Raw genomic sequence first — 11,913 nt, forward strand, 5'->3', positions numbered from 1 at the left:
GCCCGATAACTCAGACACGCGCGCAGACACCGAACCACCCCCTGGGACCACTACCCAGGAACCTACGCCCGAGGCCTAAAACAACGGCATTGCCTCTAAAGTGGGACTCTGGCGTCGAGGACCATTATCCGCCTACGCGTTGAGCACCCTCCGGGCCGTCTCGGGGCCGTCGGAGGGTGCTCAACGACGACCAACGCTGACAACCACCGACGACTAAGCCGCAGGTCGCAGCGTTGATCGATTGCACGGCTGCAGGTCAGAGACCCGGTCCCTCACTTCTTCTAGTACTTCGTCGCTCCGGCGAGGATCGCCTCGCGGATGCGGTGGTACGTGCCGCAGCGGCAGACGTTGCGGATCTCGTCCAGGTCGGCCTCGGTGATCTCGCGGTTCTGCTCGCGGGCCTGGCGGACCTTGGCGACGGCCGTCATGATCTGGCCGGGCTGGCAGTAGCCGCACTGGGCGACGTCGTGCTCCAGCCAGGCCTCCTGCATGGGGTGCAGGTCCTTGTTGACGGTGGCGGGCAGGCCCTCGATGGTGGTGATCTCGTCGTCGGGGCCGATGTCCTTCACCGGCACCGAGCAGGGATTGAACGCCTTGCCGTTGACATGGCTGGTGCAGGCCTGGCACACGCCGAGCCCGCAGCCGTACTTGGGTCCGGTGATGCCCAGGACGTCGCGGAGCACCCACAGCAGCCGTACGTCGTCCTCGATGTCGACGGTCACACGCTTGCCGTTGAGGATGAAGGTGTGTTCGGGCACGGGGGCTCCTAGTAGGCGCGGGTGAGGCCGTCGGTGGGGGACTCGGGGATCGGCGGGGTGGTGGGCAGCGGTTCGAAGCCGAGCGGTTCGGTGTGGTTGATCGGGAACGTCGTCGGCATGCGGCCGGTGGCCCGGCCGTAGGCGCAGGCCACGGCAGCCATGGCGCCCGCGACGGCCAACTCCCCCGCGCCACCGGGCTCTCCGGAGGTGGGCGGCATGACGACGATCTCCAGCTCGGGCGGGGTGTTCCACTGGCGGGTGTAGAAGTAGTTGTCCCAACTGCCTTCCAGGAAGTGCCCGTTGTCGAGGTGGAGGCCGGAACTGAGCGTGATGGCGATGCCGTCCATGATGCCGCCCATCATCTGGGCCTGAAGACCACGCGGATTGACGGCCAGCCCGACGTCGACCGCACACACGACCTTGGTGACGCGTGGTCCGGTGTAGGCGTCGCGTATCTTCCGGCCGGTGGTCTCCGGGCGGCAGTCGATCTCGGCCAGGACCGCGACGTACCCGTGGTACTCGGGGTGCAGGGCCAGGCCCTGCGCCGTGCCGGCGGGCATGCTCCGGCCCCAGGCGCCGACCTCGACCACCTTGTCCAGCACCGCCCGGGCCCGCCCCTCCTTCAGAAACGCGCGACGGAACGCGTACGGGTCCTTGCCCATCCGTTTCGCCAGTTCGTCCACGACCAGCTCCTGGGCGCAGCGCACGTTGGGCGAGTAGATGTTGCGCATGGAGCCCGTGTTGAACCCCTTGTCGGTCTCGGCGAGCAGCTGGCTGACGACGCCGAAGTGGTACGGGGTCTGCTGGCTCAGCGCGAAGACCGTCTCGGAGAAGCCGAGATCGCCGACGGGCAGCCGAGCCGCCTCGGCGGTGATGATCTCGCCGACTCCGTGCCCGAAGTCGGTGGCCACGGAGGTGTGCCGCTGGTCGTAGGTGAGCACCTCGCCGAGCGTGTATGAGGCGCGCACGCGCGAGGTGGACATGGGGTGGGTCCGGCCCTGGCGGAAGTCGTCGGTACGGTGCCACATGAGCCTGACCGGCTTGCCCATCTTCTGGGAGATCTCGGCGGCCTCGGCGGCGGCGTCGTAGAACAGCTTGCGGCCGAAGGAGCCGCCGCCCTCGGTGACATGGACCTTCACCGCGGTCGCGGGCAGCCCGAGTTTCGCCGCGATCTTCTCCTGGGCGATGATCGGGGACTTCAGGCTCCCCCAGATCTCGGCCGAGTCCGCACGTACGTCGGCGACGGCGCAGTTGGTCTCCAGCGCGCTGTTGCTGGCGAAGTGGAAGGTGAAGCGGGCGTCCACGGACTTGGTCAGCACGTCCAGGGCGGGCAGCGGGAGTTCGGCCCTGCGCAGCTCGTCGCCGATGGTGCTGTCGGAGGCGTCGTCCACCGCCCCTGGCCCCCAAGAGACCCGTAGCGCCCGTACGGCGTCGATGCACTGGCCGAAGGTCCGGCCGCGGACGGCGACACCGGTGGAGACCGGGAGGACGTCGGTGATGCCGGGCATGGCACCCACCTCGGCGAGGTTGTCCACCGAGCGGACCGTGCCGTTGATGGTCGGCGGGCGGCACACCAGGGTCGGCAGGGCGCCCGGGACGTGCAGGTCCATGGCGAACGTCTTCCGGCCGGTGACCGCGTCGAGGGCGTCGATACGCCGCTGTGCGGTGCCGATGACCTCGAAGTCCGCCGCCTCCTTGAGCGTGACCGACTCCTGGCTCGTGGTCACCGCCGCGGCCTTCTCGGCGAGTTCGCCGTAGGTGAGGCTCTTCCCGGTCGCCGAGGACGTGATGACCCCGGCCTTGGCGGTCAGAGTGTCGAGGGCCTCTCCCAGTTCCAGTGCCGCGGCCCGCAGGAGTCTGCCGCGGGCGACGGCGGCCGCCACCCGGATCGGCGTGTAGGTGGAAATGGTGGTGTTCGAGCCCCCGGTGAGCTGGTTGAACACCAGCTCGGGGCGCGCGTCCGCCAGCGTCACCCGGATCCTGTCCAGCGGCAGGTCCAGTTCCTCGGCGATGAGCATGGCGCTGGAGGTCGTGATGCCCTGCCCGACCTCCGCACGAGGCAGGGCGAAGGACGCGGTGCCGTCGGGGTCGAGACGAATGGTGATCAGGTTCGCCGTCGGCAGTGTGGCATGGGTGAGCATGTCGTTGAGGTCGTAGATCTCCGCGGGCCCCGGCGCGGACGGTACCACCGCGTCCGCCTCCGTCGGAGCGAGGGCGGCCTCTCCCAGCTGGGCGGCCACCGTCAGCGTCGAGGCGGCCATCACGTAGCCGAGGAATCTCCGGCGTCCGATGCCGGCTCCCCCGGATATCGGTGCCTGTCCCGAGGGGCCCGAAGGGCCATGGTCAGTCCCCATCAAACGTCCTTCCGGCGAAACAAAATGCGCCCATGGTGCGCGTGCACCACACCACGCGATCCTCCCTGGTGACGGCGCCCCAACACCCCCGGAAGACGTGGGCCTTGACGTCTTCCCCACAGCTCCCCAACAGCACACCCACCAGCAGCACGGCCCAGCAGTGGTCGTCGACGCGCCGTGGGTCAGCGGTACTTCGCCTTTGATCCGCCGGCAGAAGTCCGGCGGAAGCCCGGCGGAAGTCGAGCAGACGTCCGGCAGAAGCCCGGCATACGTGCAGCAGTTACGAGCGAACTGCGGCTGACACGGCCCTAGTCGGCTTCTTCGGCGAGCGCCTTGATGCCGCGCAAGGTGGCTTCCACGTTCGTACGGAGCTCGGCGAGCCGGAAGGCCACGATCTCCTCCTCCCGCTCCGGTGCGCTGTCGATCACCGCGCTGAGCCCGGAGCGCCCCGGTCCGATCCGGGCGTACTGCCGCAGCCTGGTGCCGGTGCCCTCAGAGGCGAGCTCGAAGCGCCAGGTGGCCAGGGGCTTCTCGGGGTCGGCCACCGGGTCCCCGTACCGGCCGTCCGGGTCCACGACGGCCCAGCCGAACACCTGCTGCTGCGCCAGCTCGACGACGTGCGAGACGGTCCGCCACTCGCCGATCATCCGGTGGCGGTTGTATCCGACGAAGCGCGCCCCCACCGCGGGCCCCTCCGCGCCGTCGAGCCATTCCGCGCGCTGTAGTTCAGGGCTCAGGCGGGCGGGCAGACCTATGTCGGTCACCAAGTCCCACACCCGCGGCGGTTCCGCCTCGACGTACACGTCACAGCACACACTCGGCCCCTCGGCGTACCTCACGGTGCCTCCCTCCCTCGTGGTCCGGATCGGACCAGACCGAACCGAACCGGACCAGCCCGGATCAGACTTGATCGTCCCGGCCCGACGGCGACTGGCGTCGATCTTAGGGGTGCGAGGTAGGCGCCGCCCTGCGAGTGCGGGCGCGGGCCAACACAGCGCGAACAAAAAGGGGTTGGGCCGCATGTTGTCCGGTTGGTAGCGTGCGGGCCACCGTGACAGGCCGCGAGGAGGTGAGACCCATGAACGCTGTATCGACGTGGGTGCTCCCCTCTTCTCCGTCACGGGCGCACGATTGACCTAGGTGTCGCCGGGAGCGCCGTAACAACAAGGCACTTAAGACACTCCCGAAGGGCAACACCCCATGCATTCTCTGCAGTTCACCGCCGAGGCGTCCTCGAACGGAATGGTCGAGCGTGACTTCACCGTGGGTGAGATCCCCGGCGTGCTCTGGTCGCCGGCATCCGGCGCCGATCGCGCACCGCTGGTGCTGATGGGTCACGGCGGCGGCACGCACAAGAAGTGGCCGGCGATGACGGGCCGTGCCCACCGCCTCGTGACCGGCAGCGGGTGCCATGTCGCCGTCATCGACGCGCCCGGTCACGGCGACCGGCCGCGCACGTCGCACGACGAGCAGGAGATCGCCGCGCTGTACCGGGCCAGGGCGGCGGGTGAGCCGGAAGGCCCGATCGTCGTTCGCTACAACGCCCACCTGGCCGAGCGCGCCGTACCGGAGTGGCAGGCGACCCTGGACGCCCTCCAGGAACTTCCCGAGATCGGCACCGAAGGACCGGTGGGCTACTACGGCCTGAACATGGGCACCGCGATCGGGGTACCGCTGACGGCGGCCGATCCCAGGATCACCGCCGCGGTCTTCGGTCTCCACTGGCCCGATGCCCTGGCCGAGACTGCGCAGCAGATCACCGTCCCGATCGAGTTCCACCTCCAGTGGGACGACGAGCACATCCCGCGCCAGTCCGGCCTCGCGCTGTTCGACGCCTTCGCCTCGACGCAGAAAACGTTGCACGCCAACGCGGGCAGGCACAAGGAAATGCCCAGGTTCGAGGCCGACAGCGCGGCCCGGTTCTTCGCCCGGCATCTCGGCCGGGACGTGATGTCACCGGCGTGACGTGACGGGTATCGGCGTCCGGCTGACCAGCGGTCGGGCGCCGATACCGCTGCCCCCGGGATGGGCCCCACTGCCGTAGAACGATCACCCCTCGGGCTGCCGGTGGGTAAAACGCATGCGGATCTTGTGGTTGTTCTCCCCGTGACGAGCCACCTCGCGGAAACCAATCCTCTGATAGAGAGCGTGTGCGCGCGAGTTGGCGGCGAGGACGTCGAGGAGTAGGTCCTGACCCCGATGGGTTGCGGAGTCGATGACGGACTGGATTAACCGGGTGCCGAGGCCCTGGCCCTGGTAGTGAGGGTGGAGCTCGATCCGCCCCAGGTAGACCTCGGCCGCACCGTACTCGACGATCAGGGTGCCTGCGTCGACTCCGTTGACCGTGATGATCTGCCAGTGCTCCGGAGCGAAGTGGCAGTCGTGATAGTCGCGTTGGTCTGCATCGTTCCAGCCCCGCACAGCCGCGACGTAGTCGCCCATGGCGGCCTTGTGCAGCTGGAAGCAGAACTCACTGTCGCCCGGCGTCGCCGACCGGAGTCCCGTGGTATTCATGCCGCGCAGTTCCTTCGCGAGGTCTGACCTAGCCGAACCGGTACGCAGTATCAAACAGCTCGCACCGGCGGAAAACCACGGGCGCCCGACCTCAGCACCGGGGAATCATGAAGCATGCGCCCAGATGACTGGCACCTCACCGAGAACCTCGAAGAATTCCTCGCCCGCACCGGGGACTTCCTGCACTCGCGCCCCGCCCTGCACACCCTCCCGCTGACGGTGACCGAGACGCTGCGCAGGCAGGGGGCGAACGCGTACGACGCCGACGGCCCCGTCTTCGGCCGACTAGAGCGAGCGGGTGACGTCCTCGCCGCAGGACGCGCTTGCGCTCCGCCCATGCGTCGCCGTCGTGGTCCAGCCCGGCCGCACAGCGCGTCTTCAGGTCACGGGAGGCAAGCGACCCCAGATGCTCACCGACCAGCCGCAGCACCATCTCATCCCCCGGGCTCAGGCATTTGAGCCGGTCACGGACCGCCACACCGGCCGGGCCGGGCACCACGAACGGCGCCGCCAACGCCCGCACCCCACCCGCCCCGTCCCCCTCCCGGCCGAAGCAACCCGCCACCACACCCAACGACCACCACCCGAAAAGGTCACCCATTCGACAGACAAACTCCAGTTCCCCACTGCGCGGGGTGCACACCCCGGCCCGTGCACTCGCTCATGGGCTCATGCACACCAGAACACCCTTGTGTGCCGTCACGCATCAACAGCTCACAACCCCACCAGCAACGCCCTCTACCGGCGTATCGGGTACCTACCGGTCATCGACTTCGCGCTGTACGACTTCTCGTGAGCAGCGGTTCTCGTGAGGCGCGCCGAGAGTCAGTCAAGAACTCAGGAGTCAGGCACGAACGCAAGGGAATTCCGCGGCGGGCACCGGCAATCGAGGCTGGCGGATAAGAACACCCACTCCTCGCCACTCTCAACGTATAGCGCACCAGGGGGCTTGCGGCAAGCCCCCTGTCGTACCGCACAATCGCAGGCCGAAGCCAGTACCTGCGGAAATAGGAGATTCACGACGTGTGTGTGCTGTTGTCAGTTATGGCGTCGTGCGGTGACGCCGAGCCAGTGAGACCGCCCTACGCGGCTTCAGCCTCGGATCGGAGCTGATGCCGTGAACACCCTGACCACCAGCGCGTTCGATCTTCCCGACCGGATCTCCGCCAAGGCCGATCCACTGCTGATCGCCGGCGATGAGCAGCACTTCGCGGCGATCGCGGAGTGCCTCGCGCGTGCGATCGCCGAGTTGTCCGACCGTCTCGCCGCCGAGCGCAGGGCGCCCGGCGGCGTCGGCCGGGAGGCGATGGAGCGGGACATCGAGATCCACCGGCTGACCGCTCGTCTGCGGACGTTGCGTCGCTTCGGGCTGGACCTGTGCCTGGGACGCATGGTCGGCGCGGACCACACCGAGCCCGTGTACATCGGACGGCTCGGCCTCACCGACAGCGCGGGGCGTCGACTGCTGGTGGACTGGCGTTCTCCCGCTGCGGAACCGTTCTTCGCGGCAACCCACGCCAACCCCATGGGGTTGGCGAGCCGCCGTAGGTATCGCTGGTCGGACGGCCGGATCAGCGACTACTGGGACGAGGTGTTCGCCTCCGAAGGGCTGGAGCAACACGCCGCCCTCGACGACCAGTCCGCCTTCATCGCCAGCCTGGGCGGCACCCGGTCGCCACGGATGCGCGACGTGCTGGCCACCATCCAGGCCGACCAGGACGCCGTCATCCGGGCGGGATCGCGTGGTGCGCTCGTCGTCGACGGTGGTCCGGGTACGGGCAAGACCGTCGTCGCTCTGCACCGTTCCGCCTACCTCCTGTACTCCGACCCACGCCTCGGTCACCGTCGGGGCGGCGTGTTGTTCGTGGGTCCGCACCAGCCGTACCTGGACTACGTCGCCGACGTTCTGCCCAGCCTGGGAGAGGAGGGGGTCCGGACCTGCACCCTGCGGGACCTCGTCGCCGAGGGCGCCGGAGCGGGTGTCGAGGCCGACCCGGCCGTGGCGCTTCTGAAGTCGTCCGAGGACATGGTGAGGGCGATCGAGACGGCGGTGAGGTTCTACGAGGCGCCGCCCACCGAGGGGACGACGGTCACGACCGCCTGGTCCGACGTCTGGCTGAGCGCCGAGGACTGGGCGGAGGCGTTCGAGGCACCGGAGCCGGGTACGGCGCACAACGAGGCGCGCGAGCAGATCTGGGAGGCCCTGGTCGAGATCCTTTGGGACAAGTTCGACGGCGACGTCTCGCGCGAGGTGTTCGGCCGGTCGTTGCTCCACGACGAGGAGTTGAACGAGACCCTCAACCGCGCGTGGCCGCTGCTCAACGCGGCGGACCTTGTCGAGGACCTGTGGTCGGTACCCGCCTACCTGCGGATGTGCGCTCCCTGGCTGAGCCACGACGACGTGCGCCTGTTGCAGCGCAGGGACGCCATGGCCTGGACGGTGTCGGACCTGCCGCTGCTGGACGCGGCCCGTCAGCGGCTCGGCGACCGTCGGGCGTCGCTGCGCAAGCGCCGGCACAACGCCTCTGTAGCTGCCCAACGCGAGCGCATGGCCGGCGTCATCGACAACATGCTTGCGGCCGACGACGACGGTGAGGGAGCCGTGACGATGCTGCGCGGGCAGGACCTGCAGGACACCCTGATCGACGACACCGCGCTGCCCAGCGCCGAACGGGAGCCCCTGGCCGGCCCGTTCGCCCACATCGTCGTGGACGAGGCTCAGGAACTGACCGACGCGGAGTGGCAGATGCTGCTGCTCCGCTGCCCGTCCCGGAGCTTCACCATCGTCGGGGACCGCGCCCAGGCCAGACAGGGGTTCGCCGAATCGTGGCAGGAACGGCTCGAGCGGGTCGGACTCGACCGGATCGAGGTGGCCCGCCTGAGCATCAACTACCGTACGCCGGAAGAGATCATGACGGAGGCCGAGCCGGTCATCCGGGCCGTACTCCCCGACGCCAACGTGCCCACCTCCATTCGCAGCAGCGACATCCCCGTCGTCCATGGTTCCGTCGCGGATCTGGACTCGATCCTCGGCACCTGGCTCGCCGCGCATCCCGAGGGGACGGCGTGCGTCATCAGCCACGCCTCATTCCCGGCAATGCCGCGCGTCCGATCGCTGACACCGGAGCTGTCGAAGGGGCTCGAGTTCGACCTGGTCGTCCTCGTCGAACCCGAGGCATTCGGCAGCGGCATCGAAGGGGCGGTCGACCGCTATGTCGCGATGACGCGAGCAACCCGGCAACTCGTGATCCTCGGGCGCGCCGCCTGACCTCTGATCAGCACCCCTCGCTCGCCTGCAGGCGCCGTACTGGGGCTTGTTGCGGGGAGGGGGTACAGGGATGCTGGGCGGGTGGCACGGCACCCATCCGGCACCACTTCGCCACCACTTCCGGGTTGGAAAGGCAGGGATGTGGACGATGCCGCACATCGAAATTCCGTCTCACCTTCCGGGTGTCCGCGGGCTGATGGCGAGCAAGCCCGCATCCGGTCTGCAATTGGGCGCACTCGCCGAGCAGTTGCTGCGCGGCGTGTCACCGCTCTCGGTGGGCGAACGGGAGTTGATCGCCGCGTACGTGTCGCACCGCAATCAGACCCGTTACTGCGCGGGAGCGCATGGCGCCGCGGCGGCACACGCGTTGGGTGGTGACCACGCCCTCGTCGAGGCCGTGCAACAAGGCCCGGCGACGGCACCGATTGACGAGCGGATGCGGGCACTGCTGGCGATCGCGGAGAAGGTACGGGGCGATGCCCGGTCGGTGACCAGCCAGGACGTCGCGGCGGCGCGGGCCGCGGGGGCGAGCGACGAGGCCGTGCACGACACGGTGCTGATCGCGGCCGCGTTCTGCATGTTCAATCGGTACGTGGACGGGCTTGCGGCGATCACGCCGGAGGATCCTGCGGTGTACGACGAGATCGGCGCCGCCCTGGTGGCGAACGGGTACCTCCCGCGGGGCGGCCCGGCGCCATCACCGTGACCAGGCGAAGCCGCGTCGGCTCTCGGGCCGGAGTTGGGTGCCGGTTGTCGCGTCCGGACATGCGCGGACCCGGCCCGGATCGAATGATCCTGGGCCGGGCCAAGGCGGGGCGGATTCGTCTGCCGGCCGGTCAGTCGAACGCGGCGGCGAACATGCCGGGCTGGTAGGACCCTCCCTGCTGGTGCACGATCACGGCGAGCCGGTTGGCAGCGTTGATCAGGGCAACCAGGGCGACGAGCGCGGCGGTCTGGTCGTCGTCGTAGTGCTTGCGCACCTGGGCCCAGGTCTCGTCGGACACGCCGAGGTGGGCATCGGCGAGCCGGGTGCCCTCTTCGGCGAGCGCCAGCGCGGCACGCTCGGCCTCGGTGAACACGGTGGACTCGCGCCAGGCGGCGACCAGGTTGAGCCGGACCGCCGCTTCACCGGCGGCCGCGGCCTCCTTGGTGTGCATGTCGATGCACCAGCCGCAGCCGTTGATCTGGCTGGCGCGCAGCGAGACCAGCTCCTGCGTGGACTTCGGCAGCGGTGACTGCTGGATCACCAGGCCCGCGCCGGCGAACCGCTTGGCGAACTTCGCAGCGATCTCGTTCTCGAACAGATTGAATCGGGCGTCCATGATGTCGTCCTCACTCGCGGTGTCGTATGGAACGAACACGAGATGCCGGCGGCCCGCTCCCTGTGACGGGATGATCGTGTGACGTACGCCACCGCTCGCGGGTGTCACAAAGCCGCGGGGACGGGCGTCCTGTGCGCGTGGCACCGTCGAGAGCGAACAGGCAGGAGCAGCCGGTGAAGAGCGAGCACAGCGAGCGCACCGTGGAGACCCAGGACGTCGAGGACACCACGGACACGGCCGGGCAGCCCGCCGACGCCGGACACACGGACCCCGCCACCGAGGCGTTCGTCGCCCATCGCAACCTGCTGTTCACCGTCGCCTACGAGATGCTCGGCTCGGCCGCCGACGCGGAGGACGTCCTGCAGGAGACCTGGCTGCGGTGGGCGGGTGTCGACCTCGCCACGGTGCGGGAGCAGCGTGCGTACCTGGTCCGTATCACCACGCGCCAGGCCCTGAGCCGGCTGCGTACGCTCGGCCGCCGCAGGGAGTCGTACGTCGGCTCCTGGCTGCCCGAGCCGCTGCTCACCGCACCCGACGTGGCCGAGGACGTCGAACTGGCCGACAGCGTCTCGATGGCGATGCTGCTGGTGCTGGAGACGCTCACGCCGACCGAGCGGGCGGTGTTCGTGCTGCGGGATGTGTTCGACCTCGGGTACGACGAGATCGCCGAAGCCGTCGACAAGAGCCCGGCCGCGGTACGCCAGATCGCGCACCGGGCACGCGCACACGTCGCGGCGCGCAGGCCGCGCGGGATCGCTTCCCCGACCGAGACCCGAGACGCGCTCGACGCGTTCCGACGGGCGACCGAAACGGGCGATCTGCAGGGCCTGCTCGACATCCTCGCGCCGGATGTCGTCCTCCTGGGAGACGGCGGCGGCGTCAAGCAGGCCGTCCTACAGCCCGTCGTGGGAGCCGACAAGGTGAGCCGCCTGCTGGCCGGCGGCCTGGGCAGGCTCGAGGCCGAGTGGTCGCTGGGGTCGGCGCAGGTCAATGGTTACCCGGCGCTGGTTCTCCGGCTCGACGGCACGATCGACACTGTCGTGACCCTCCGCGTCGACAACGGCCTCATCACAGGCCTCTACGCCGTACGCAACCCCGAGAAACTGTCACACATGCGGCAGGAGACCGCTCTGCGCCGCTGAACCCGTGGCCCGGGCCCGGGGCTTGAGCCTGGGCCTGGGCCTGAACCGGGTCCTGGGTCTGAGCCCCCGGGAACGAGCCCAACCGGCACCACCACGCCCACGCCGCTGCGTCACCCCGCCGCGCGGTGAGGAAGTTCCCGCCGCCTGAAACCCCATCTGTCACACGCACATCGACGTCGGCGTGTCGGCCATCGACGCGTCGGTGGCCGCCCAAGCCGAGCAAGGGTCCGTGAGTACGCCACGCACTGCCGGGCCCTCTGCCCCGGGGCTCCGGGTTCGGCTCAAACACGTGTGTTCGACACGACGGCGTCCGTCGTTCACCTTGATGTCGCCTCGGAAGGCGACCAAGTCGACAAGGGAGAACGGCAGTTGACCGCAGCGGACACACGTGAGACCCAGCAGGCCGATAAAGTCCCTCCCCCACCACCGGCCGAGATCAGGTATGCGGGGGAATACTCCGTGAACCGTTCCTAGAGACTGAGCGGGAGTGAGTCCTGCTGCCAGGACTCGTGCTCAGTCGTGTGCCCCGAACGGTGTTGGGCACGCTGGTCTCCC

At 69.0% G+C, this 11,913-nt stretch carries 9 protein-coding genes and 2 pseudogenes; 5 read left to right on the forward strand and 6 right to left on the reverse strand.

Annotated features, from left to right (window positions below):
- Positions 1 to 281: 281 nt before the first annotated feature.
- The 3 genes from ABZ910_RS35660 to ABZ910_RS35670 form a co-directional block, all read right to left on the reverse strand.
- Positions 282 to 758, reverse strand: a complete 477-nt coding sequence (locus ABZ910_RS35660; protein ID WP_361373495.1) for a (2Fe-2S)-binding protein — start codon at positions 756 to 758, stop codon at positions 282 to 284.
- Positions 759 to 766: 8 nt separating this feature from the next.
- Entirely contained in the window at positions 767 to 3,112 is a 2,346-nt protein-coding gene (locus ABZ910_RS35665; RefSeq protein ID WP_361373497.1) for a molybdopterin cofactor-binding domain-containing protein, read from the reverse strand.
- 308 nt (positions 3,113 to 3,420) lie between these two features.
- Entirely contained in the window at positions 3,421 to 3,951 is a 531-nt protein-coding gene (locus ABZ910_RS35670; protein WP_361373499.1) for an SRPBCC family protein, read from the reverse strand.
- Positions 3,952 to 4,312: 361 nt separating this feature from the next.
- Between ABZ910_RS35670 and ABZ910_RS35675 the strand changes: the two genes are divergently transcribed.
- Entirely contained in the window at positions 4,313 to 5,077 is a 765-nt protein-coding gene (locus ABZ910_RS35675; RefSeq protein WP_361373501.1) for an alpha/beta hydrolase, read from the forward strand.
- An 84-nt stretch (positions 5,078 to 5,161) separates the two neighbouring features.
- Here ABZ910_RS35675 and ABZ910_RS35680 read toward each other — a convergent pair whose 3' ends face one another.
- Complete coding sequence (locus ABZ910_RS35680) at positions 5,162 to 5,626, reverse strand: GNAT family N-acetyltransferase (protein WP_361373503.1); 465 nt, start codon at positions 5,624 to 5,626, stop codon at positions 5,162 to 5,164.
- Positions 5,627 to 5,740: 114 nt separating this feature from the next.
- Here ABZ910_RS35680 and ABZ910_RS35685 point away from each other — a divergent pair.
- Positions 5,741 to 5,938 (forward strand): annotated as a pseudogene (locus ABZ910_RS35685) (GNAT family N-acetyltransferase); the annotation flags it as partial.
- Between the two features lies 1 nt (position 5,939).
- Here the strand turns inward: ABZ910_RS35685 and ABZ910_RS35690 are convergent.
- Positions 5,940 to 6,210 (reverse strand): annotated as a pseudogene (locus ABZ910_RS35690) (IS200/IS605 family accessory protein TnpB-related protein); the annotation flags it as partial.
- A gap of 533 nt (positions 6,211 to 6,743) precedes the next feature.
- Between ABZ910_RS35690 and helR the strand changes: the two are divergent.
- Positions 6,744 to 8,894: an RNA polymerase recycling motor ATPase HelR gene (gene helR, locus ABZ910_RS35695; protein WP_361373505.1), complete on the forward strand. Its 2,151-nt coding sequence runs from the start codon at positions 6,744 to 6,746 to the stop codon at positions 8,892 to 8,894.
- A 148-nt stretch (positions 8,895 to 9,042) separates the two neighbouring features.
- On the forward strand, positions 9,043 to 9,600 hold the full coding sequence (locus ABZ910_RS35700; RefSeq protein WP_361373507.1) for a peroxidase-related enzyme: 558 nt from the start codon (positions 9,043 to 9,045) through the stop codon (positions 9,598 to 9,600).
- Between the two features lie 130 nt (positions 9,601 to 9,730).
- Here the strand turns inward: ABZ910_RS35700 and ABZ910_RS35705 are convergent, their stop codons facing one another.
- Positions 9,731 to 10,216, reverse strand: coding sequence for a carboxymuconolactone decarboxylase family protein (locus ABZ910_RS35705; RefSeq protein WP_361373509.1), 486 nt, complete (start codon positions 10,214 to 10,216; stop codon positions 9,731 to 9,733).
- A 173-nt stretch (positions 10,217 to 10,389) separates the two neighbouring features.
- On the opposite strand from ABZ910_RS35705, the gene ABZ910_RS35710 reads away from it, so the two are divergent.
- Positions 10,390 to 11,358: an RNA polymerase sigma-70 factor gene (locus ABZ910_RS35710; protein ID WP_361373511.1), complete on the forward strand. Its 969-nt coding sequence runs from the start codon at positions 10,390 to 10,392 to the stop codon at positions 11,356 to 11,358.
- The last annotated feature ends 555 nt before the right edge of the window (positions 11,359 to 11,913 follow it).

This window comes from Streptomyces sp. NPDC046805, assembly GCF_040645355.1.
GTDB lineage: Bacteria > Actinomycetota > Actinomycetes > Streptomycetales > Streptomycetaceae > Streptomyces.

Coding starts and splice junctions, on each gene's coding strand:
- ABZ910_RS35665 (WP_361373497.1), bottom strand. CDS start 3,112: ATGGGGACTGACCATGGCCCTTCGGGCCCCTCGGGACAGGCACCGATA.
- ABZ910_RS35680 (WP_361373503.1), bottom strand. CDS start 5,626: ATGAATACCACGGGACTCCGGTCGGCGACGCCGGGCGACAGTGAGTTC.
- ABZ910_RS35700 (WP_361373507.1), top strand. CDS start 9,043: ATGCCGCACATCGAAATTCCGTCTCACCTTCCGGGTGTCCGCGGGCTG.
- ABZ910_RS35675 (WP_361373501.1), top strand. CDS start 4,313: ATGCATTCTCTGCAGTTCACCGCCGAGGCGTCCTCGAACGGAATGGTC.
- ABZ910_RS35705 (WP_361373509.1), bottom strand. CDS start 10,216: ATGGACGCCCGATTCAATCTGTTCGAGAACGAGATCGCTGCGAAGTTC.